Origin of the sequence: Micromonospora sp. URMC 105 (assembly GCF_051386295.1) — a bacterium.
Lineage (GTDB): Bacteria > Actinomycetota > Actinomycetes > Mycobacteriales > Micromonosporaceae > Micromonospora.
This window is the reverse complement of sequence record NZ_JBPQTL010000098.1, coordinates 1-21,382: the sequence shown is the minus strand read 5'-3', so window position 1 is coordinate 21,382 and position 21,382 is coordinate 1. Positions and strand designations below refer to the sequence as shown.

General features: G+C 74.6%; 18 protein-coding genes. 8 read left to right on the top strand and 10 right to left on the bottom strand.

Annotation, left to right across the window (positions count from 1 at the left end; translation table 11 throughout):
- Positions 1-5: 5 nt before the first annotated feature.
- Genes ACSNN7_RS24155 through ACSNN7_RS24135 form a run of 5 tightly spaced genes read right to left on the bottom strand, consistent with a single transcriptional unit; the run spans position 6 to position 5,212 of the window.
- On the bottom strand, positions 6-1,316 hold the full coding sequence (locus tag ACSNN7_RS24155; RefSeq protein WP_436683216.1) for a DUF58 domain-containing protein: 1,311 nt from the start codon (positions 1,314-1,316) through the stop codon (positions 6-8).
- Positions 1,313-2,242 (bottom strand): AAA family ATPase, encoded by a 930-nt coding sequence (locus ACSNN7_RS24150; protein ID WP_436683220.1) that lies wholly within the window; start codon positions 2,240-2,242, stop codon positions 1,313-1,315. The genes ACSNN7_RS24155 and ACSNN7_RS24150 overlap by 4 nt, the downstream gene beginning before the upstream one ends.
- A 59-nt stretch (positions 2,243-2,301) precedes the next feature.
- Complete coding sequence (locus ACSNN7_RS24145; RefSeq protein WP_436683215.1) at positions 2,302-3,729, bottom strand: DUF4350 domain-containing protein; 1,428 nt, start codon at positions 3,727-3,729, stop codon at positions 2,302-2,304.
- Positions 3,726-4,364 carry a DUF4129 domain-containing protein gene (locus ACSNN7_RS24140; RefSeq protein WP_436683214.1) on the bottom strand — a complete coding sequence of 213 codons (639 nt, stop codon included), beginning with the start codon at positions 4,362-4,364 and terminating at the stop codon, positions 3,726-3,728. Before ACSNN7_RS24140 ends, ACSNN7_RS24145 begins: the two co-directional genes overlap by 4 nt.
- Positions 4,361-5,212 (bottom strand): hypothetical protein, encoded by an 852-nt coding sequence (locus ACSNN7_RS24135; RefSeq protein ID WP_436683213.1) that lies wholly within the window; start codon positions 5,210-5,212, stop codon positions 4,361-4,363. Before ACSNN7_RS24135 ends, ACSNN7_RS24140 begins: the two co-directional genes overlap by 4 nt.
- 226 nt (positions 5,213-5,438) lie before the next feature.
- Here ACSNN7_RS24135 and mtrA point away from each other — a divergent pair, with 226 nt between their 5' ends.
- From mtrA to hpf, 5 genes are all read left to right on the top strand, one after another.
- Positions 5,439-6,128, top strand: a complete 690-nt coding sequence (gene mtrA, locus ACSNN7_RS24130; protein ID WP_154939275.1) for an MtrAB system response regulator MtrA — start codon at positions 5,439-5,441, stop codon at positions 6,126-6,128.
- A 72-nt stretch (positions 6,129-6,200) separates the two neighbouring features.
- The gene (gene mtrB, locus ACSNN7_RS24125) at positions 6,201-7,895 is read left to right on the top strand and encodes an MtrAB system histidine kinase MtrB (RefSeq protein WP_436683219.1); all 1,695 of its coding nucleotides are present in this window, start codon (positions 6,201-6,203) and stop codon (positions 7,893-7,895) included.
- Positions 7,896-7,903: 8 nt separating this feature from the next.
- Complete coding sequence (locus tag ACSNN7_RS24120; RefSeq protein WP_436683218.1) at positions 7,904-9,724, top strand: LpqB family beta-propeller domain-containing protein; 1,821 nt, start codon at positions 7,904-7,906, stop codon at positions 9,722-9,724.
- A gap of 49 nt (positions 9,725-9,773) precedes the next feature.
- Complete coding sequence (locus ACSNN7_RS24115) at positions 9,774-10,439, top strand: ComF family protein (protein ID WP_436683217.1); 666 nt, start codon at positions 9,774-9,776, stop codon at positions 10,437-10,439.
- Positions 10,440-10,685: 246 nt separating this feature from the next.
- Positions 10,686-11,309, top strand: a complete 624-nt coding sequence (gene hpf, locus ACSNN7_RS24110) for a ribosome hibernation-promoting factor, HPF/YfiA family (RefSeq protein WP_436683212.1) — start codon at positions 10,686-10,688, stop codon at positions 11,307-11,309.
- Between the two features lie 76 nt (positions 11,310-11,385).
- On the opposite strand, the gene ACSNN7_RS24105 is transcribed toward hpf, so the two are convergent.
- Together ACSNN7_RS24105 and ACSNN7_RS24100 are read right to left on the bottom strand one after the other, a co-directional pair.
- Positions 11,386-12,495, bottom strand: a complete 1,110-nt coding sequence (locus ACSNN7_RS24105) for a GNAT family N-acetyltransferase (protein ID WP_436683211.1) — start codon at positions 12,493-12,495, stop codon at positions 11,386-11,388.
- The gene (locus ACSNN7_RS24100; protein WP_436683210.1) at positions 12,492-13,658 is read right to left on the bottom strand and encodes a GNAT family N-acetyltransferase; all 1,167 of its coding nucleotides are present in this window, start codon (positions 13,656-13,658) and stop codon (positions 12,492-12,494) included. Before ACSNN7_RS24100 ends, ACSNN7_RS24105 begins: the two co-directional genes overlap by 4 nt.
- Positions 13,659-13,818: 160 nt before the next feature.
- Here ACSNN7_RS24100 and secA point away from each other — a divergent pair, with 160 nt between their 5' ends.
- Complete coding sequence (secA, locus tag ACSNN7_RS24095; protein WP_436683209.1) at positions 13,819-16,719, top strand: preprotein translocase subunit SecA; 2,901 nt, start codon at positions 13,819-13,821, stop codon at positions 16,717-16,719.
- A 167-nt stretch (positions 16,720-16,886) separates the two neighbouring features.
- Here secA and ACSNN7_RS24090 read toward each other — a convergent pair whose 3' ends face one another.
- Together ACSNN7_RS24090 and ACSNN7_RS24085 are read right to left on the bottom strand one after the other, a co-directional pair.
- The gene (locus ACSNN7_RS24090) at positions 16,887-17,471 is read right to left on the bottom strand and encodes an Rv3235 family protein (RefSeq protein WP_436683208.1); all 585 of its coding nucleotides are present in this window, start codon (positions 17,469-17,471) and stop codon (positions 16,887-16,889) included.
- A gap of 106 nt (positions 17,472-17,577) precedes the next feature.
- Positions 17,578-17,805, bottom strand: a complete 228-nt coding sequence (locus ACSNN7_RS24085; protein ID WP_334451801.1) for a helix-turn-helix domain-containing protein — start codon at positions 17,803-17,805, stop codon at positions 17,578-17,580.
- A gap of 198 nt (positions 17,806-18,003) precedes the next feature.
- On the opposite strand from ACSNN7_RS24085, the gene ACSNN7_RS24080 reads away from it, so the two are divergent.
- Positions 18,004-18,513 carry a DUF6912 family protein gene (locus ACSNN7_RS24080; RefSeq protein ID WP_436683207.1) on the top strand — a complete coding sequence of 170 codons (510 nt, stop codon included), beginning with the start codon at positions 18,004-18,006 and terminating at the stop codon, positions 18,511-18,513.
- Positions 18,514-18,529: 16 nt separating this feature from the next.
- On the opposite strand, the gene ACSNN7_RS24075 is transcribed toward ACSNN7_RS24080, so the two are convergent.
- Entirely contained in the window at positions 18,530-19,543 is a 1,014-nt protein-coding gene (locus ACSNN7_RS24075; protein ID WP_436683206.1) for a hypothetical protein, read from the bottom strand.
- Between the two features lie 355 nt (positions 19,544-19,898).
- Between ACSNN7_RS24075 and pruA the strand changes: the two genes are divergently transcribed.
- A partial coding sequence (pruA, locus tag ACSNN7_RS24070) for an L-glutamate gamma-semialdehyde dehydrogenase (protein WP_436683205.1) occupies positions 19,899-21,382 on the top strand: 1,484 nt, incomplete at its 3' end.

The following is a 21,382-nucleotide window of genomic DNA, read 5'->3' as shown; positions in this document are numbered from 1 at the left end:
GGGGGTTAGAGGTGGCCTAGGGATTTGAGGCGGAGGTAGGTGTCGGCGAGGGTGGGGGCGAGGCGGTCTGCGGGGGCGTCGACGACCGTCACGCCGTAGCGGGCCAGGGCGGCGCGGACGCGGTCCCGCTCGGCGAGCGCACGCCAGCCGGCCGCCGCCGCGTACGCGTCCTCGGGGCGGCTGGGCGCGGCGGTGGTGAGCCGGGTGAGCACCGGATCGTGCACGGCCGCCACCACCACGCGGTGCCGGGCGGCCAGCCGGGGCAGCACCGGCAGCAGCCCCTCACCGAGCGCGCCCGCCTCCAGCGCGGTGAAGAGCACCACCAGGCTGCGCTGCCGCTCCCGGCGCAGGATCTCCCCGACGATCAGCTCGAAGTCCGTCTCCACCAGCGCCGGCTGCAGCGGTGCCAGCGTGGTCACCAGCTTGCCGAGCAGCGTCGGCCGTCCGCTGCCGGTCACCGTGGCCCGGATCGCGGCGTCCGCGGCGATCAGGTCGACCCGGTCGCCGGCCCGGGCGGCGAGCGCGGTGAGCAGCAGCGCCGCGTCGATCGCGGTGTCCAGCCGGGGCTCGTCGCCGACGCGCACCGCCGAGGTGCGGCCGGTGTCCAGCACGCAGACCAGCCGGCGGTCCCGCTCCGGCCGCCAGGTGCGTACCAGCACGTCGGCCCGGCGGGCACTGGCCCGCCAGTCGATCGAGCGGACGTCGTCGCCGACCACGTACTCGCGCAGGGTGTCGAACTCGGTGCCCTGACCGCGCCCCCGGGTCACCTGCATGCCGTCGATCACGCGCAGCCGGGAGAGCTTCTCCGGCAGGTGCCGCCGGGAGTCGAAGCGCGGCAGCACCCGCAGCGTCCAGGCCGGGGTGGCGGGCCGCCCGGCGCGCTGCCGGAAGGCCAGCCCCAGCGGGCCCAGCGAGCGCACCGCCAGGGCCACCGCGGGCCGGTCGCCGCGCCGGGTCGGGGTGAGCCGGCTGGGCAGCAGGGCGACGCCGCCCGCCGCCACCGGCACGACCCGCTCCGGCGGTACGTCCGGCAGTGCCCCCGCCGAGGGCACCCAGGCGTCGCGGACCTGGGCTCGCAGCGTGCGGCCGGAGGTGTTGACGAGGCGCAGCGCGACGGTGGCGGTGCCGCCGAGCCGGACGGTCCGGTCGCCCTCGCGGGTGGCGGTGACCGCGTGCAGCGGCGCGGCCAGCGCCCAGTCCAGGGCGCAGAGCAGCAGCACCGCGCCGGTCATCGCGGCGACCCCGAGGAACGGGTCCGGCCACGCCGGCAGGGTCAGCGCGCCCCCCAGCAGCAGGACGGCCGCCCGCCAGGTCATCGCGGCGTCGGCACGGTGGCCAGCACCGTGTCCAGCACCGCGTCCACCCCGACGCCCTCCAGCTCCACCTCCGGGCGCAGCCGCAGCCGGTGCCGCAGGGTCGGCCGGGCGGTGGCCTTGACGTCGTCCGGGGTGACGTGGTCCCGCCCGGCCAGCCAGGCCCACGCCTTGGCGGTGTTGAGCAGGGCCGTCGCGCCCCGCGGCGAGGCGCCCAGCTCCAGCGCCGGGGTGGCCCGGGTGGCCCGGCAGAGGTCCACCATGTAGCCGAGGACGGGCTCGGCCACGTACACCCGGCCGACCGCCTCCCGGGCCGCGGCCAGGTCGGCGGCGGTGGCCACCGGCCGTACGCCGGCGGCGGCCAGGTCCCGCGGGTCGAAGCCGGCGTGGTGGGCCCGCAGCACGCCCAGCTCCTCGTCCCGGGTCGGCAGCGGCACGGTGAGCTTGAGCAGGAACCGGTCCAGCTGCGCCTCCGGCAGCGGGTAGGTGCCCTCGTACTCGATGGGGTTCTGGGTGGCGGCCACGATGAACGGATCGGGCAGCGGCCGACGAGCGCCCTCGACGGAGACCTGCCGCTCCTCCATGACCTCCAGCAGCGCCGACTGGGTCTTCGGCGGGGTCCGGTTGATCTCGTCGGCGAGCAGCAGGTTGGTGAAGACCGGCCCCTCCCGGAAGGTGAAGGCGGCGGTGTGCGGGTCGAAGATCAGCGACCCGGTGACGTCGCCCGGCATCAGGTCGGGAGTGAACTGGACCCGCTTGGAGTCCAGCTCCAGCGCGGTGGCGACGGTCCGGATCAGCAGCGTCTTGGCCACCCCCGGTACGCCCTCCAGCAGCACGTGCCCCCGGCAGAGCAGCGCGATCACCAGCCCGGTGACCACGGCGTCCTGCCCGACGACCGCCTTGGCCACCTCGGCGCGCAGCCGGTGCAGGGCGGCGCGGGCGTCGTCCGCGCCGGCGGTCGCGGTCGGGGCGGGCGCGACGGGGTGGGTCACCGGTGGTCTCCTTCGGTCGGGTGGTCGGGGGGTGCCGTGACCGTACGGGTCAGCCGGTCCAGCGACCGGGCCAGCGCCAGCAGTTCGGCGTCGGAGGAGGGCTCGGCGCCGTACAGCAGCTCGTGCGCCTCGTCGGGGGTGCCGCCGGCCCGCGCGGCGACCAGCGCCGCCACCTCGGTGGGCGGGATGGTGGCGGGCAGGTTGAGCCGGGCGGACAGCCGGTCGAGGGCGGCGGCGCGCAGCGTGTCGGCGGCCGGGCCGCGGGCGCGGGCACGTTGGTAGAGCCGCGCCCGGCCGAGGACCGTCTCGGCCGAACGAATCCGCACCGGCAGCGGTTCGGCGACCGGCGGGCCGAGCCGGCGGGCCCGCCAGAGCACCACGAGCAGCGCCGCCAGCGCGAGCTGCACCAGCAGCGCCCAGAACCAGGCGGGGAACGCCGCCCAGAGCGGGTTCTGCCGCTCCGGCGGCTGGGCCTGCTCCTGCTCCTGGTCGCCGTCGCCGGGCTCTCCGGGGCCGCCCGGGTAGCCGTCGCCGGGCTCCCCGGAGCCGCCCGGGTCGCCGTCGCCGGGCCGCCCGCCTTCGCCGGTGCCGCCGTCGTAGGTGGTGGAGCCGCCGGGGGTGGGTGACCAGGCCGGCTCGCCGGTGCCGGTGCCGGTGCCGAAGTGCGGGGGCGGGGCGGGGCCGTCCAGGTCGAGCCAGACCACCCGGCCGTGGCCGCCGAGCAGCCCGGTGGCCAGCGTCCGGTTGCCCCACTCGCCGATCCGGTCGTTGCGGAAGGGGTCGCTGGCGCCGATCACCACCACGTCGGCCGTCCAGGGCAGGTGGACCAGCCCGCCGGAGTAGCAGGTGTTCAGGGTGGCCGCGAAGCCGCGGGGCGGGGCGTACCGCTGCAGCTGCGCGGCGGCGGTGCCGGCTCGGGTGGCCTCGGGCAGCGGGCAGGGCACCCCGTCGGCGTCCGGGGCGACGGCCCGGGTGGCCCAGCGCCGGTCGGCCTGCACCACCGGCAGGTCCACCGCCTCCAGCACCGGCAGCGACGGGTCGACCAGGACGAGCCGACGACCGGCCGGCAGCTTCGCCAGCGCGCCGACGGTGTCCGGGTGCAGCAGCTGCGGCACCGGTACGAAGAGGGTGGCCGGCCCGGTGTCGAGCGCCAGCAGGGCCCGCAGGGTGTCGGTCTCCCGCTGCACGGTGACGCCCTGCCCGCGCAGCGCCTCGGCCAGCCGGCTGCCGCCGTCGTCGCCGGTCGCCACCGGGGAGAGGAAGCCCCGGTCGGTGGCGTCCGGCTGGTCGATCGCGTGAGTGACCACGGTGACCGTGAGCAGCACGGCGGCCAGCGCGAACGGCAGCGCCAGCCGGTGCCGGCGGCGTCGCCGCCGGGGCGGGACGGTCACGGGGGCGACCGGCGGTGCGGCGGTGGCGGTCATCGCGGCTCCTCGGGACCGCCGGCCAGCACCCGGTCCAGTTCGTCGGCGAGCTCCCGCATCCGCCGGTCGTGCTCGGCCGAGGCGGCCCGCCGGGCGTACCAGAGCTCGGAGAAGATGGCGCCCGCCGCGCGCAGCGCCGGGTCGACCGGGGGACGGTTCCGGGCCGCCGCCTCGGTCAGCTCGGCGATGGTCATGCCGGGGCGCTGCTCGACCGCCCCGCTGGCGACCAGCCGGCGGACCATGCCGCGCAGCCGTTCCCGGACCGCCTCGGCGAAGCGGCCCTCGGCGGCCAGCCGGTCCGCGAGGGAGAGCGCCGGCCCGCGGGGCGGCTCGGCCGCCTTCCGGGGCCGGGGCAGCTCCGGCACCTCGGCGGCCGGTCGCGCCGGTCGCGCCCGGCGACGCCGCCGCCACCGTGGCAGCCGCAGCCGGGGCAGCCGGAACCGCAGCCGGGGCAGCCGGAGGCGGGGCAGCCGGAGCCGGAGGCGGGGCAGCCGGCGCGGCACCCAGGCCGGCCAGTGGTACCAGGCCAGCGCCGCCAGCGCGGCGGCCAGCAGGAGCAGCAGCGCCGCCAGCGGCAGCGGCAGCAGGTCGCCGAGCGCGGCGGTGGTCTCGGTCCACCAGCGGCTGAAGCTCATCGGTCGGCCGCCAGCAGGACGGGCTCGGCGAGGCCGGCGGGGGAGCGGGCGAGCCGGATGTCGAGGCCCTCGGTGCGCATCCGGTTGTCCAGGTGCAGCACCGCGTCCAGGCAGGCCAGCGCCGGGTAGGCGACGGTGTTCACGCCCGCCCAGACCGTGATGGCGGCGACGTGGGCCAGGGCCTGGTCGTCGAGGTCGACCAGGTCGAAGGAGTCGAGCCCGGTGAGGGCGCCCAGGGCCAGGCCGACCCGCAGGATCCACCAGCCGAGGTAGCCGAGCAGCCGGACGGCGCCGGCCTGCGCGCCGCCGCGTACGGCGAGCTGCGCGGCGCGGCCGACCGCTCGCTCCACCGGCACCCGGTCGACCGCCAGGGCGGCGGCCACGGAGCCGAAGAGGGCGTATGCGACGAACCACACCGGGCCCAGCAGGCCGGCGAGCATGACGACGAGGCCGACCAGGAACGCCAGGAGCAGGGTGGCGCCGTAGCGGGCCCCGCGGGGGCGGAGCAGTTCGCGTACCCCGGCGCGGCGGCCGAGCAGGGCGGCGCCGGCGGCCCGGGCGGCCGGGTTGCCGAGCAGCGTGACGATCACCGCCTCGCTCGCCGCGCCCAGCGCCAGCAGGAACCACAGCGCGGCGAACCCGTCCCCGCGCAGCAGCCAGGTGGGCGGCTCGACGTCGGCGGCCAGCCGCAGCGGGTACAGCAGCACCTGCTCGGCGACGGCGAGCAGCAGGCCCAGCGGGAGCAGCAGCCGGCCCTGGGTACGCAGCAGCAGCACGGCCGAGTCCAGCAGCTCGCCGACGGTGAGCGGGCGCCTCGGGAGCACGGCGGTCGGGCCGACGTCGGGCACGCGTACTCCTGCTCCTGACCGGTGGCGGTGGCGGGCGGCGGCGCGCCCGGGGGATCATGGTGACACGCCCCGTCCGATCGGGTGGACCCGCACGCCAGGCGGCCCGGAGCAGATGACCTTCAACGGCGGTGTTCCGCGTGGGACGTGCGGTGACACCACCCACGGCAGTACCGTGCCGGGTGACGCCGATCCCACCGAACTGAACGGGGATGGAAACATAAATCCCATGAGAGCCCGGGTACTGGTGGTCGACGACGACCCCGCGCTCGCCGAGATGCTCGGCATCGTGCTGCGCAGCGAGGGTTTCCTGCCCTCGTTCGTCGCCGACGGGGAACGGGCACTGGCCGCGTTCCGGGACAATCGACCCGACATCGTCCTGCTCGACCTGATGCTGCCCGGTATGAGCGGTATCGACGTGGCCCGGGCCATCCGGACCGAATCGGGCGTACCGATAGTCATGTTGACCGCCAAGAGCGACACCGTCGACGTGGTGCTCGGCCTGGAGTCCGGCGCCGACGACTACGTGGTCAAGCCGTTCAAGCCCAAGGAGCTGGTGGCCCGGATGCGGGCCCGGCTGCGGCGCGGCGAGGACGTCGCCCCGGAGATGCTGACCATCGGGCCGCCCGGCAACCAGATCACCATCGACGTGCCGGCCCACACCGTCAGCCGGGACGGCGAGGAGGTGAAGCTGACGCCGCTGGAGTTCGACCTGCTGGTCGCGCTCGCTCGCAAGCCGCGCCAGGTCTTCACCCGCGAGGTCCTGCTGGAGCAGGTCTGGGGCTACCGGCACGCGGCCGACACCCGGCTGGTGAACGTGCACGTGCAGCGGCTGCGCGCCAAGATCGAGCCGGATCCGGAGCGACCGGAAATCATCCTCACCGTTCGGGGCGTGGGCTACAAGGCGGGTACCGGATAGCCTGGTCGCACCGTGACCAGCTCCCCGACCACCCCATCCCGGACCCCCGCCGGCTGGCGTCCCGCCGCGCGGGTGCTCTGCCGTGCCCTGGTAGGGCAGGGCCTCGGCCTGGCCGCCGGCCTGCACCAGACCTGGCGCCGGTCGTTGCAGGTGCGGGTGGTCACCATCACGCTGGTGGTCTCCAGCCTGCTGGTCGGCGGCTTCGCCTACCTGATCGCCAACAAGATCACGAACATCCTGGTGGAGAACGCGCAGACCGACGTGCTGCTGCGGCTGCGCAGCGGCAGCGACTACTCGGCCAAGCAGTTCAACCTCTACAGCCAGCCGCAGGAGGCCCAGCTCCAGGACACCATCGAGGGCACGGTCAACTACCTGGCCGGGGGTGACCCGCAGCAGACCAGCGGGGTGGTCGTGGCGATCACCGCCGACAGCTACGCGGGGATCATCGGGACCCGGACCTCCCCGGCGATGGACGTCCGGCCGCTGATCAGCCGGGAGCTGCGGGCCGCCGTCGCGGAGGGCAAGGTCGCCCACCAGATCCGCACCGGGCGGCTCGGCGGGCAGCGGACCAAGTACCTGGTGTACGGCTCGCCGGTGCCCACCCGCTTCGGCCAGCTGGAGCTCTACTACCTGGTGCCGCTGACCCGGCAGGACGCCACCGCCGCCGACGCCCGGGCCACCGTGCTCGCCACCGGCGTGGCCCTGGTGCTGCTGCTCGGCCTGCTCGCCGCCCTGGTCACCCGCCTGGTGGTGACGCCGGTACGGGTCGCCGCCCGCACCGCCCAGCGGCTCTCCGCCGGGCTGCTCGACCAGCGGATGGTGGTCAACGGCGAGGACGACCTGGCCCTGCTGGCCGCCTCGTTCAACCAGATGGCGACCAACCTGCAACGGCAGATCCTCCGGCTGGAGGAGATGTCCCGGTTGCAGCGCCGGTTCACCTCGGACGTGTCGCACGAGCTGCGCACCCCGCTCACCACCGTCCGGATGGCCGCCGACCTGATCTTCGCCGAGCGCGACGAGTTCGACCCGGCCGTCGCCCGTAGCGCCGAGCTGCTCCAGGCCGAGCTGGACCGGTTCGAGGAGCTGCTCACCGACCTGCTGGAGATCAGCCGCTTCGACGCCGGCTTCGCCATGCTCGACGCCGAGCCGACCGACCTGGTGCCGGTGGTGCACCGGGTCGCCGACCGGCTGGCCGGGCTGGCCGAGCGGGTGGGCGTGCCCATCCACCTCGACGTGCCGACCACGCCGGTCATCGCCGAGGTCGACCCCCGGCGGGTCGAGCGGGTGCTGCGCAACCTGGTCGGCAACGCGGTCGAGCACGGCGAGGCGAAGCCGGTGCTGATCACCCTCGGGATGGACCAGACCGCCGTCGCGATCACCGTGCGCGACCACGGCATCGGGCTCAAGCCGGGGGAGGAGAAGCTGGTGTTCAACCGCTTCTGGCGAGCCGATCCGTCCCGGGCCCGGCAGACCGGCGGGACGGGCCTGGGCCTGTCGATCAGCCTGGAGGACGCCCGGCTGCACGGCGGCTGGCTGGAGGCGTGGGGCGCCCCCGGGCAGGGCGCGCAGTTCCGGCTCACCCTGCCGGCCCGCGCCGGGGACCGGCTCACCACCTCACCGCTGCGTCTGGTGCCGGCCGACGCCACCCTGCCCTTCGGCGGCCCCCGCCCCGGCGAGCTGCTGGCGATCGGCCCCGCCGGCGATGGCGCCCTGGCCGTCGGGCCCGCCCCGGCCACCGACGACGACCGAACAGGGGTGGCGCCGTGATCGTGCGGATGGCGGCCCGGCGCGGGCGGGCGCTGGCCGGCGCGCTCTGCGGCGCGCTGCTCGCGGTGGCCGGCTGCGGCATCCCGGAGAACACCGAGGTGCAGGTGGACGGGTCCGGGCCGGCGGTGGAGGCCGGTGCGTCCAGCTTCAGCCGCAACGAGCCGCCCGCGCGCACGGCCGCCGGCACCGACCGGGAGACGTTCGTCCGCAACTTCCTCTCCGCCGCCGCCGGCGAGCCGGACCGGGCGTACGCGCGGGTCAAGCAGTTCATCGCCCCGGAGAACAAGGGCCGCCTGCAGGACAAGCAGGGCAGCGAGGTCGCGATCAACGTGGTCCGGCTGACCGAGGACCCGGTGATCACCGAGAACGCCAACGGGCTGTTCTCGGTGAAGCTGCCGGTGCAGCAGATCGGCGTGCTGCGCTCCAACGGCGTCCTGGCTCCCCCGGTGGCGACCGAGCGGGAGTACCGGTTCACCCTGCGCGGGGCGGTCTCGCCCGGGCAGCAGGGCACCGAGGAGGCCGGGCTCTTCGTCACCGACCCGCCCAACGTGCTGCTGCTCAGCGACGTGGCGCTGCGCCAGTACTACCAGGACACCGCGGTCTACTTCTGGAACTCCAACCAGACCCGGCTGGTCGCCGACCAGCGCTACCTGCCGCTGGCGGTGCCCGAGGAGCGGCGGGTCAGCGAGGTGGTCAAGTGGCTGATCGCCGGTCCGTCGGAGTGGCTGCGCCCGGGTGCCCGGCCCCTGCCGGACCGTACCGCGCTGATCAACAACGCGATCGAGACAGACGGGCGCTGGGAGGTCACCCTCGAACTGCCGGGTGACGACAGCCGCGAGCTCGGCAAGATCGGCATCCAGCTCGCCTGGTCCCTGCCGGAGCTGGACGGCCGGCTCCACCTGACCACCCGCAACCAGTCCCGGGTGGCGATCGCCGACCTCGAGCAGCACCGCCTGGCGCACCCGCTCTACCCGATCGACGACACTCCGCAGCGCTTCACCGTCTACGACGGCGCGGTGCATGCGCTGACCTTCCCCGGCGAGGCGAGCGGGGTCGTGCCGCTGCTGCCGGGCGACAACCGCAACGTCGTCTCGGCCGGGCTGAGCCGGGCCGGGGACAGGATCTTCGCCGCGCTGGTCGTCGGCGCCCCAGGGGGCCGGCAGCGGCTGGCCGTCGGGTACGGCACCGACCCGGTGCAGGGGGTCACCCCGGGTACGCGGACGTTCGGCGCGATCGGCCGGCCGGTGTGGCTGCGCTCGCTCGACCCGGGCCAGCCGTACGGGCTGGTGGTCGCCGACGGGCAGCTCCACCGCTTCGACGACCGGGGCCGGACGGTCCCGGTGCCGCTGAGCGTTCCCGGCCCGGTGACGGCGGTGGCCGGCTCGCTGGACGGGCACCGGCTGGCCCTGGTGGTCGGTGGCCGGCTCCACCTGGCGGCGGTGAACCTGGACGGCGGCGTGGTGTCGGTCGGCCCGGCCCGCGCCGTGGCCACCTCGCTGCGCGACCTGTCGGCGGTGGACTGGGCAGCGGAGAACACCCTTGTCGTGGCCGGTACGGCCGATCGCTCGGCGGTCTACCAGGTGAGCATCGACGGCGCGCTGGAGACCCCGCTGGTGGCCGACGTGGGTGCCCGGGTGACGCACCTGACCGCGTACCCGACGAACCCGGTGGTGCGGCTGCCCAGCGCGCTGATCATGTACGAGGCCAACGGGGTCGCCTACCGCTACCCCTCGCCGGACACCATCCGGCGCGACCACGTGCTGGAGGTGACGCCGCCCCCGGCCGGCGTCCGGCCCGGCAGCCCGACCGCCCCCTTCTTCCTGTACTGAGCGCGTGGTGCGGGGCGGCGGCGGGCTCTGGGCGGACCTGACCGACCTGCTGCTGCCGACCGGCTGCGCCGGCTGCCGTCGACCCGGGTCGGCGAGCCGGCGCGGGTTCTGCCCGGACTGCGCCGCCGGGCTCCAGGCGCTGCGCCCCGGTCCGGTGCGCCCCACCCCCGCCCCGCCCGACCTGCCGCCCTGCCACGCCCTCGGCCCGTACGGCGGGCCGTTGCGGGAGGCCCTGCTGGCGTACAAGGAACGGGGCCGGCACGGTCTGGCCGGGCCGTTGGGCGCGCTGCTCGCGGAGGTGGTGGCCGCGGCGGTGGGCCCGGCGCGGCCGGTGCTGCTGGTGCCGGTACCGGACACGGCGGCAGCGGCCCGGTCCCGCTACGGCGACCACCTGAGCCGGCTGGCCCGGCACGCGGCGCGGCGGCTGCGCGGGGCGGGCTGGGACGTGCGGACGGCCCGCCCGCTGCGGGCGCTGCCCCGGCCGGACTGGGTGGCGCTGGACAGCGCCGGACGGGCCGCGGCGGCGGCGTCGGCGTTCCGGCCGCGGGCGGTCGGCGGCGGGCGGGCGGCCGGCGACCGCAGCGTGGTGGTGCTGGACGACATCCTCACCACCGGGGCGACGCTGGCGGCGATGGCCCGCACATTGCGCGCTTCGGGAATAACGCCAAACGCGGCGGCGGTGCTCGCCGCAACGCAAAAACGGCACCATTGGTGACGCTTCGTGTTTCCGTTTCACCCCTTGGTGTAGGAGGTGTGAATTTCCTGAGGGTTCTCGGCAACTGGGGGTGACTGCCGGGCGAACAAGAGTTAGCGTTTTGCTGTCGGGGGTAGGAGGTTTCAAACCCACCCCCGGCGGTGGAAGGAGGCGTAGCCGTACCTGACCGGTCGACGCCGTAGGGATGCTCCCGAGGTCGGTCGACCGGATTGAAGATCAGACGACCATCCGAAAAAGGGAGGTCACGTGGACATCGTGGTCAAGGGCCGAAACGTCGAAGTGCCGGACCATTACCGGGTGCACGTAGCTGAGAAACTCGCAAAAATCGAACGCTACGACCACAAGCTCATCCGCGTTGACGTGGAGTTGTTCCACGAACGCAATCCCCGCCAGTCCGACACCTGCCAGCGCGTGGAGATCACCTGTGTCTCCCGGGGGCCGGTGATCCGGGCGGAGGCCTGCACGAACGACTTCTACAGCGCGCTGGACGCTGCCATCGCCAAGCTGGACACCCGACTGCGCCGGGCGGCCGACCGCCGCCGCGTGCACCGGGGTCGGCACGCGCCCATCTCCGTCGCCGCCGCCACCGCCGGTCTGCCGGTGGCCGAGCTGGCCGCGCCGTCCGGCGCCACGGCCACCGCGGTGGCCGAACGGGCCGAGGAGCCGGCCGACGAGTACGACGACCAGCCCTGGCACCTCGCGCGGGCCAAGGTGCACCCCGCCGAACCGATGACCGTGGACGACGCCCTGTTCCAGATGGAACTGGTGGGACACGACTTCTACCTGTTCCACGACAAGGAGTCCGGCCGCCCGAGCGTCGTGTACCGGCGGCACGCGTACGACTACGGCATCATCGCGCTCGACACCTGACCCCTGTCCACCCCTCGTAGCCGGTCACGGAGTCGCGGGGGGTTCCACCCACCCCGGCTCCGTGGCCGCGGCGCGTTCAGCGCGGATCGCCGGCGAGCAGCGCGTACAGCACGGTGTCCGTCCGGACCCCGTCCCGGGCGGGGAGCCGGCCCCGCATCAGCCCCTCCCGGAGGAATCCGGCCCGCTCCAGCACCCGCTGGGAGCCGACGTTGTCCGGCGCGGTACCGGCCCAGAGCCGGGCCAGGCCGACCGGCCCGAACGCCCAGTCGGCGACCAGACGCACCGCCCGGGTGGCCAGCCCACGGCCGCGCGCCTCGGGCAGCACGCTGTAGCCGAGCATCGCCTGGCCGGTGGCCGGCTCGTCGTAGCTCATCGCGCAGCCGCCGGCCAGTTCCCCGGTCCGCGCGTCGCAGAGCGCGAAGTCGGCCGCGCTGCCGACCAGCCATTCACTCTCCGCGACGGCGCAGCGCCGCGCGATCGCCGCCCGGGTCGGCGGGACGGGCCGTACCCGGTTCGCCACCACCTCGGGCAGCGTGTGCAGCCGGTACAGCGCGTCGGTGTCCGCCGGGGTCAGCCGACGCAGCGTCACCACGCCGTCGGTGAGCCGGTCGTCGGGCAGGTCGGGCAGCGCCCGGGGCGCCGGGCCGGCGGGGTCGTCGGCGAGGCGTACCCAGGCCCACAGGTCGTGGCGCCCGCCGCCGCGCGTCGGGTTCGCGGCCCGGCGGACCCCCTCGTACCGGAAGCCGGCGGCGATCGCCACCCGCATGCTCGCCGCGTTCTCCTCGTGGGTGAGCAGTTCCAGCCGGGCCGTGCCGGCGGCGAAGGCGTGCCGGGCCAGCGCGCTGGTGGCGGCGGTGGCCACGCCCCGGCCGCGCGCCCATGGCGCCACCCAGTAGCCGATCTCCGCCTGGCCCCGGGCCGGCACCGGCTGGCTCAGGCCGATGCTGCCGAGCAGCCGGTCGGTGGCCGGGTCCGCGATCGCGTACGCGGCGCCGCCGGCGGCCCAGACCGCGGGCGCGCCCTCGGTGATCCACCAGTGGGCGGTCTCCTCGGTGTACGGGTGCGGCATGCCGGCGATGCCCCGCTGCGTCAGCGGGTCGGCGCAGCCGGCGACGGTGTCGGCCACGTCGTCGAGGCGGGTCGGCCGCAGCCGCACCCCGTCCGCCTCGACGACCTCGGGGGTCACGAGGTCACGTCCTCGGCGAGCAGCGCGCCCACCCAGGCGTCGCACCGTTCACCGCGGTGCTGCAGAGCGCCCCGGGCGGTGCCCTCGACGGTGAACCCGGCCTTCTCGGCGACCCGTCGCGAGGCGGTGTTGCCGACGTTCGCCTTCCACTCGATCCGGGCCAGGCCCAGCGTGGTGAAGCCCCAGGCGGTCAGCGCGGCGAGTGCCGCCGGCATCCAGCCGCGGCCGCGGGCGTGCGGGGCGGTCATGAAGCCCACGTCGGCCAGGAGCGGGTCGGCCAGGCTCAAGCGGAGGTCGATGGTGCCGGCGTAGGCATCGTCGGCGTCGGCGATGACGAAGCATGCGCTGGTGCCGCGCGCCCAGTTGGTCCGGCAGTAGTCGAGGTACCCCTCGGCATCGTTGCGCTCGTAAGGATGCGGCACGGTGGTCCACCGGATCGTGTCGAGGTCCTGGCAGGTTGTCACGATTGCGTCCAGGTCACGCTCCTCCATCGGGCGCAGCCGCAGCTCGGTGTCGCCGGCCGTGGCGAAGAGGACGGGCTGCGGCCGACCGAGGACGGCGGCCCGGCGGGCGTCGAGGGTGTCCGGACCGGCCGGGCCGGGCTCGCCCGGCGCGGGTACCTCGCCGGGGAGCAGCGAGCCGATCCAGCCCTCTGCCCGCCCGCCCTCGGCCCGGTGGGCCAGGCGCAGCTCGCCGGAGACCTGGAAGCCGGCGCGCAGCGCCACCAGCCGGGAGTGGTGGTTGCCGACCTCGGCCTGCCAGACCAGCCGGCGCAGCTTCAGCGCGTCGAAGGCCCAGCGGGCGACCGCCCGGGTGGCGCGCACGGCGACGCCCCGGCCGCGCGCCCAGGGCGCGGTCCAGTAGCCGACCTCGCCGGAGGCCAGGGCCGGGTCGATCGAGACGAGGCCGCAGGAGCCGAGCAGCTCGCCGGTGTCCGGGTCGCAGACCGCGAACGGCGCCCCGGTGCCCTCGGCCCACGCCAGCGGGGCGATCCCGTTGACGAAGCCGCGGGCGTGTTCCGGCAGGTACGGGCGCGGTACGGTGGTCCAGCGCTGGATGTCCGGGTCCTGACAGGCGCGGTGCACGGCGTCCGCGTCGCCTGCCTGCCAGGGGCGCAGCAGCAGTCCGTCCTCGATGATCTCCACAGGCTCCACCCGAGCCATCGTGCCGGACCGTTCGCGGTGGGCGTAACCGGATAACCGCCGGCAGTGGCACTGCCTGCGTGATATGTCGGTTTCGTCGGGCCGGTCCGCCGCCACCAGTGACCATCGCGCCGATGGAGCGCCTACGATGGTTCGAGACTGTCTAGGGGAGCGTTGATCCGTGTCGATTCTGGAAAAGGTCCTCCGCGCCGGCGAGGGCCGTATGGTGCGTCGGCTCAAGGCCATCGCCGCCGCCGTCAACTCGATCGAGGACGACTACGTCAACCTCACCGACGACGAGCTGCGCGGCCTGACGGAGCAGTACAGGGAGCGGCTCGCCGACGGTGAGACCCTCGACGACCTGCTGCCGGAGGCGTTCGCCACGGTCCGCGAGGCGGCCGCCCGGGTGCTCGGCCAGCGTCCGTACGACGTCCAGGTGATGGGCGGCGCGGCGCTGCACTTCGGCAACATCGCCGAGATGAAGACCGGTGAGGGCAAGACCCTGACCTCGGTCATGGCCGTTTACCTCAACGCGCTCTCCGGCAAGGGCGTGCACGTGGTCACGGTCAACGACTACCTGGCTCAGCGCGACGCCGCCTGGATGGGGCGGGTGCACGAGTTCCTCGGCCTGACCGTCGGCGTGGTCCTGCCCAACCGGCCGGCCGCCGAGCACCGCGCCGCGTACGAGTGCGACATCACCTACGGCACCAACAACGAGTTCGGCTTCGACTACCTGCGCGACAACATGGCCTGGTCGCGCGACGAGCTGGTCCAGCGCGGTCACAACTTCGCCGTGGTCGACGAGGTCGACTCGATCCTCATCGACGAGGCCCGCACGCCGCTGATCATCTCCGGCCCGGCCGAGCACTCCGCCCGCTGGTACCAGGAGTTCGCCGGCGTGGTGGCCCGGCTCCAGCCCGGCAAGGACGGCGAGGGCGACTACGAGGTCGACTACGCCAAGCGCACCATCGCGGTCACCGAGCGCGGTGTCGCCAAGGTCGAGGACCGGCTCGGCATCGACAACCTCTACGAGTCGGTCAACACCCCGCTGGTCGGCTACCTCAACAACGCGATCAAGGCCAAGGAGCTCTACAAGCGCGACAAGGACTACATCGTCAGCGACGGCGAGGTCCTGATCGTCGACGAGTTCACCGGCCGCATCCTGCACGGCCGCCGCTACAACGAGGGCATGCACCAGGCGATCGAGGCCAAGGAGGGGGTGGAGATCAAGCAGGAGAACCAGACCCTGGCCACCATCACCCTCCAGAACTACTTCCGCCTCTACGAGAAGCTCTCCGGCATGACCGGTACCGCCCAGACCGAGGCGGGCGAGTTCAACAAGGTCTACAAGGTCGGCGTCGTGACCATCCCGACGCACCGGCCGATGGTCCGCCAGGACCGCCCCGACGTCATCTACAAGACCGAGCGGGCCAAGTTCAACGCGGTAATCGAGGACATCGCCGAGCGGCACGAGAAGGGCCAGCCGGTGCTGGTCGGCACCGTCTCCGTGGAGAATTCGGAGATCCTCTCCCAGCTGCTGCGCCGCCGCGGCATCCCGCACTCGGTGCTGAACGCGAAGTTCCACGCCCGCGAGGCGGAGATCGTCGCTCAGGCCGGCCGCAAGGGCGCGGTCACCGTCGCCACCAACATGGCCGGTCGGGGCACCGACATCCTGCTCGGCGGCAACCCCGAGTTCCTCGCCACCAGCGAGCTGCGCCAGCGCGGCCTCGACCCGGTGGAGAACGAGGAGGAGTACGCCAAGGCGATGGAGGAGGTCCTCCCGACCTGGAAGCAGGCCTGCGAGACCGAGGCCGAGGAGGTCGCCGAGGCCGGCGGTCTCTACGTGCTGGGCACCGAGCGGCACGAGTCCCGCCGGATCGACAACCAGCTGCGTGGTCGTGCCGGCCGGCAGGGCGACCCGGGCGAGTCCCGGTTCTACCTGTCGCTGCAGGACGAGCTGATGAAGCGCTTCCGGGCCGGCGCCGTCGAGGCGGTGATGGAGCGCTTCAACATCCCGGAGGACGTGCCCATCGAGTCGAAGATGGTCACCCGCCAGATCAAGAGCGCGCAGGCGCAGATCGAGGGCCAGAACGCCGAGATCCGCAAGAACGTCCTCAAGTACGACGAGGTGCTCAACAAGCAGCGTCAGGTAGTCTACGCCGAGCGGCTGCGCGTGCTCAACGGCGAGGACCTCTCCGACCAGGTCCGCAACATGATCGACGACACGGTCACCGCGTACGTCACCGGCGCCACCAGCGAGGGCTACGCCGAGGACTGGGACCTGGAGCAGCTCTGGTCCAGCCTGAAGCAGCTCTACCCGGTCGGCGTCACCATCGAGGAGATGGAGGAGGAGGCTGGCGGCGCCCGCGCCGCCATCGACGCCGACTTCCTGCTCGCCCGCCTCAAGGAGGACGCGCACGCCGCGTACGACCGGCGTGAGGAGCAGCTCGGCGAGGAGGCGGTACGCCAGCTGGAGCGGATGGTGCTGCTCCAGGTCATCGACCGCAAGTGGCGCGAGCACCTCTACGAGATGGACTACCTCCAGGAGGGCATCAGCCTGCGGGCGTACGCCCAGCGCGACCCGGTCATCGAGTACCAGCGCGAGGGCTTCGACATGTTCGCCACCATGATGGACGGCATCAAGGAGGAGACGGTCGGCTTCCTCTACAACCTGGAGGTGCAGGTCCAGGAGCCGGAGCCGGAGGCCGAGGAGGTCCAGCTCCTGGAGAAGCCGGTCGAGATCCGGGCCAAGGGCCTCAGCCGCGCCCCGCAGCAGCAGGGCCTGCAGTACTCCGCCCCGACCGTCGACGGCGAGGCCGGCCGCGGCGCGGTCGTCGTGGAGCGGCCCGAGCAGGAGGCGCCGGCGCTCGGCGTCGGGCGTTCGGACGCCCCGCCCCGCCCCGCCGCTCCGCGCCGCCCGGTGGGCGCCGGTACGAGCGGTCAGGCCGCCGCGGCTCGCGCCGCCGGCCGAGGGCCCGCGCAGGGTGAGGCCGAAGCCGGCCCGTCCCGCAACGCGCCCTGCCCGTGCGGTTCCGGCCGCAAGTACAAGCGCTGCCACGGCGCGCCCAACGGCGGCGCCTGATCCTGAGGCGGGGCCCGGCCCCGCCGAGTCGGCACGACGAGAGCCGCGGTCCTTCGGGGCCGCGGCTCTCGCCGTTCTCGGGACCGGGGCCGGGGTCGGCGCACCGCCACGGCGGGTGCCAGCGGCGTTAGCGGTGCAACGGGCCACCTCGGCCGTGCAGCGCGGGGTCAGAGCACCTCCAGGGCGGTGCAGAGCCAGCCGCCCCGGCGGTGTTCCAGGCGTACCGCCAGGGCCCAGCTCCGGCCGGCACCGGCGAGCACCGCGGCGGCCTCGACCGCCGCCGCCCGCGGCTCGCAGACCCGCAGCCGGCGCAGGTGCACGGCCGCCCGGCTGGACCGGCGGCGCAGCGGGCCGGTGCGCGCGGACGCGCGGGCCAGCTGCTCGGTCACCTCGGCGGCCCGTCCCGGCTCGACCAGGGCCCGGAGCTGACCCGGTGGGCGGTAGCCGTTGAGGATCTCCAGGAAGGTGGCGACGAACCGCTGGGCGGCGCGGGTGGCCTCGGGCGTGGCGGTGGCGAGCGCGTCGGGCGGCGGGCCGGAGCGGGGCCGCGGCGGCCCGGGGCGGGAGTCGTGCCGGCGGCCGGGCGGGCGCCCGGGGATCTGGTGTGTCGCGCCGAAGAGGTCCAGGGCGAGCTGGCCGGTGGGGCGGGGCCAGAGATCCGGTGACTCGTCGACGTAGGGCGGGTCGCTGACCGGGGCGGGGCGCAGCCGGACCGGGGGCCGGGAGGGCCCGGGACGGCGAGAGTCGACCATGGTGCTCACCCCTTGGATCGATGCGTTTGCCTTCGTTTGCCTCCGACAGGCTTCGATCCTCGGGCATGGCAGTGCCCGCCGTCAATGGCTGATTGCATCGGGGTGGCTACTCGGTGTCGCGGTCGGCGAGGGGGTTGCCGCGCACCCACTCGGCCGTTTCGGTGTACTTGCGCTGGATGTACTCCTCCAGCCGGGCGCGCTCGACGCGCCACTGGCCGCGCCCACCGATCTTGATCGCGGGCAGCTCCCCGCTGCGCACCATGTGGTAGACCTGCGAGTCCGACACGTTCAGCTCGGTGGCCACGTCGGAGAGCAGGAGAAACCTCGGCTCCACGGATAACCCCCGGTGTTGGCGTCGTTTGCCTCAGTTTGCCACCGCCGGCCGAAGTGGCCCAGCATCACCCGGGCCGGTGGCGCGGTGCGGCAACTTCCACTGCGCCGGTGCGAGGTGTATGACGGTCTCGGCGTACGGCATGATCTGCGCCCGGGACCGGCAGACCCGCCGGTGCGCGAACGATCGGGGGATACGACGGTGAGCGACGAGCTGGTCCGGGTGTACGTCCCGGCGACCGTGCCGATGCTGGCCCGGCTGCGGGAGCAGGGGCTGGCCGCCGGCAAGGCGCACGCCGTCACCCCCGCCCTGCGCGAGTGGTACGCCGAGGGCGACGAGGAGGAGCTGGAGTACGTCGCGTTCACCCGCGCCGCCCAGGACGCTCTCCAGCTGCTCCGCGAGGACCCGGCCGCGCCCCGGCGGCGAGTGGTCGTCTCGGTGGACCTGCCCCCCTCGACGGTCGGCCGGGGCGACGGCGACCTCGGCTCCAGCACCGTCCGGCTCGACCAGCCGGTGCCGGTGACCTCGGTGGCCGCGCTGCACGTGGACGGGGCGGATGCGGTGGACGACGTCGCCGCGGCCGTCGAGGTGGTGGCCGAGGCCGTGGCGGGCGACCCGGACGCCCAGTTCACCGTCGACGGCGCCGAGGACCACGAGCTGGAGTGGTACGACCCCTCCGAGCTGGACCTGCTGCTCCGCGCGGCCTCCTGAGGCGAGCCCGCCGGGCTCAGTCCTCGACCGGCTCCGGCTCGTCGTCGCGCGGCGCGGGGCCGAGGGTGCGGCCGAAGGCGACCAGCGCGGTGAGCGCCCCCACGAAGAGCACCCAGATGCCGTTGTCCACCCGTGAGGTGCCGAGGCTGGTCTGGGCGACCGCGTCCGCCTCGCTCAGCGCGCCGGCCAGGTCGAGCAGGGACCGCCCGCCGACCCGGATGATCACCTCGGCGAGCAGCAGGAGCAGGCCCGGCCCGGCCCCGGCGACCAGGTACGCCGGCCAGCGCAGCGCGGGCGTCGCCGGGTCGTGGCGCCACGCCCGGCGGCGGGCCCAGACCAGGTAGCCGAAGGCGAGCAGCCCGGCCAGCAGCCCGGCGAGCAGCGACTCGGTGCGGGAGACCCACTTCGCGGCGCTCACCAGCGAGGCCTGGGAACCGTCGGCGCCGAACAGGTCGAACAGCGGGTCACGGGCCCGGCTGAACGCCACCACGAAGAGCAGGGTGCCCAGGGCGGCGGTGACGACCGCGCCGACCGGGGCGGCGTCGCGGGCCCCGGCCAGCGCCCCGCCGATGATGGCCGCGGCGGCGCTGGTGCCGGCGATCGTGTTGGTGGTCGCGTTGTCGGCGTACGTCAGGTTGATCGTCACGGCGGCGGCGAGGCCGACCAGCAGGCCGGTGCCGACCGCCACCAGGAAGCGCAGGGTGGCCCGGTCGGTGCCCCGCCGGGCCAGCAGCCCGGTCACCGCCAGGGAGACCGCGGCCCCGGCCACCAGTGCGGCCGAGATGACCCCGGGCAGGGCGAAGGCGGAGAGGCTGATCGCGGTCAGGCCGGCCGCCGCCGAGCTGATCGCCTCGCGGGTGGACCAGAGCATCGCCGCCAGCCAACCGACCGCCAGCAGGGCCAGCACGGGTGCGCCGGGGGCGCGGGCCGGGCGGGGCGCCTCGGCCGCCGGTGCGGCCTCGTCGACCGGGTCGGCGGTGTCCGGCTGGTCCGGCTCCGCGGCCGTCGAACTGCCGGGCTGCTTGCTCATCGTCTCCCCTTCGGCGGGCGGCCGACCGTGGCGGCGGGCCGGGGCAGGTCACCGGTCATCCAGCGTACGCGCCCGGACGGGCCGGCTCCGCGCGCCCGCTGCCCGGTGGCCGGCCTGCTTTTCTTCGGCCGCGAGGGCCTTTCGGGTACGGATCGGCGCCCGGTGCGGGCCGGGGCCTTCCCGATCTTTGGTTTCCGGACGGGCGGCGTGCGATCGGCCCGAGCGGGGCGTGGGAGAATCGCCGGAGGTCCCGCCGCCGCGACGCCTCACCGCGCGGTGCCCGGTGTCCGGCCGTCCGGTCGGTGCCCGCGGGTCCGATTTCGCCACCGCCGTCGAGATCGCACAGGAGCCTGTGATGGACGCCGTGTTCTCCGTACCCGAGCCGCGCAACGAGCCGGTACGCACCTACGAGCCGGGCAGCGCCGACCGGGAGCGGCTGCAGCGGCGGCTGACCGAGCTGGCCGCCGAGCGCATCGAGCTGCCGATGACGATCGCCGGCGAGCAGCGGATGGCCGGCGGCGAGTCGATCGACGTCGTCCAGCCGCACAAGCACGCCCACGTGCTCGGTGTCACCGGCCACGCCACCCACGACGACGCCCGCGCCGCGGTCAAGGCCGCCAAGGACGCCGCGCCGATGTGGCGCGCGCTGCCGTTCGAGGAGCGGGCCGCGATCTTCCTGCGCGCCGCCGAGCTGCTCGCCGGCCCGTGGCGGGACACCCTCAACGCCGCCACCATGCTCGGCCAGTCCAAGACCGTGGTCCAGGCGGAGATCGACTCGGCCTGCGAGTTCATCGACTTCCTCCGGTTCAACGTGCACTTCGCCCGGCGGCTGCTCGAGGAGCAGCCGGTGTCGTCGCCGGGGGTGTGGAACCGGTTCGACCACCGCCCGCTGGAGGGCTTCGTCTACGCGGTCACCCCGTTCAACTTCACCGCGATCGCCGGCAACCTGCCCTCGGCCCCGGCCCTGCTCGGCAACACCGTGGTCTGGAAGCCGGGCCCGACCCAGCAGTTCGCCGCGCACTTCACCATGCGGCTGTTCGAGGCGGCCGGCCTGCCCCCGGGCGTGATCAACATGGTCACCGGGCGGGGCGAGGAGGTCTCCGACGTCGTCCTCGCCGACCCGGACCTGGCCGGCATCCACTTCACCGGCTCCACCAAGGTCTTCCAGCACCTGTGGCGGACCGTCGGCGAGAACATCGCCGGCTACCGGGGCTACCCGCGCCTGGTCGGCGAGACCGGTGGCAAGGACTTCGTGGTCGCGCACACCAGCGCCGACGTCGACGCCCTGCACACCGCCCTGATCCGGGGCGCGTACGAGTACCAGGGCCAGAAGTGCTCGGCCGCCTCGCGGGCGTACGTGCCGCGCTCGCTCTGGGAGGGCGGGCTGCGCGACCGGCTGGCCGCCACCACCGAGTCGCTGACCTACGGCGACGTCACCGACTTCAGCAACTTCGGCGGCGCGGTGATCGACGAGAAGGCGTTCAGCCGGCACACCGCCGCCCTGGAGCTGATCTCCGACGACGACACCTGCCGGATCCTCGCCGGCGGCACCGCCGACGACTCGGTCGGCTACTTCGTCCGGCCCACCCTCTTCGAGTGCAGCGACCTCGCGCACGAGACGTTCACCACCGAGTACTTCGGCCCGATCCTCGGCGTGCACGTCTTCGACGACGCCCGCTTCGACGACGTGGTCACCCAGGCCGAGTCGATCGCGCCGTACGCGCTGACCGGCTCGATCTTCGCCAACGACCGGCGGGTGGTCGAGGCGGTCGCCGAGCGGATGCGGTACGCGGCCGGCAACTTCTACATCAACGACAAGCCGACCGGCGCGGTGGTCGG

Excerpts from the sequence above, each read along its gene's own strand:
- ACSNN7_RS24155 (WP_436683216.1), bottom strand. The coding sequence starts at position 1,316 with ATGACCTGGCGGGCGGCCGTCCTGCTGCTGGGGGGCGCGCTGACCCTG.
- ACSNN7_RS24145 (WP_436683215.1), bottom strand. The coding sequence starts at position 3,729 with ATGACCGCCACCGCCGCACCGCCGGTCGCCCCCGTGACCGTCCCGCCC.
- ACSNN7_RS24140 (WP_436683214.1), bottom strand. The coding sequence starts at position 4,364 with ATGAGCTTCAGCCGCTGGTGGACCGAGACCACCGCCGCGCTCGGCGAC.
- mtrA (WP_154939275.1), top strand. The coding sequence starts at position 5,439 with ATGAGAGCCCGGGTACTGGTGGTCGACGACGACCCCGCGCTCGCCGAG.
- ACSNN7_RS24120 (WP_436683218.1), top strand. The coding sequence starts at position 7,904 with ATGGCGGCCCGGCGCGGGCGGGCGCTGGCCGGCGCGCTCTGCGGCGCG.
- ACSNN7_RS24100 (WP_436683210.1), bottom strand. The coding sequence starts at position 13,658 with ATGGCTCGGGTGGAGCCTGTGGAGATCATCGAGGACGGACTGCTGCTG.
- ACSNN7_RS24090 (WP_436683208.1), bottom strand. The coding sequence starts at position 17,471 with ATGGTCGACTCTCGCCGTCCCGGGCCCTCCCGGCCCCCGGTCCGGCTG.
- ACSNN7_RS24075 (WP_436683206.1), bottom strand. The coding sequence starts at position 19,543 with ATGAGCAAGCAGCCCGGCAGTTCGACGGCCGCGGAGCCGGACCAGCCG.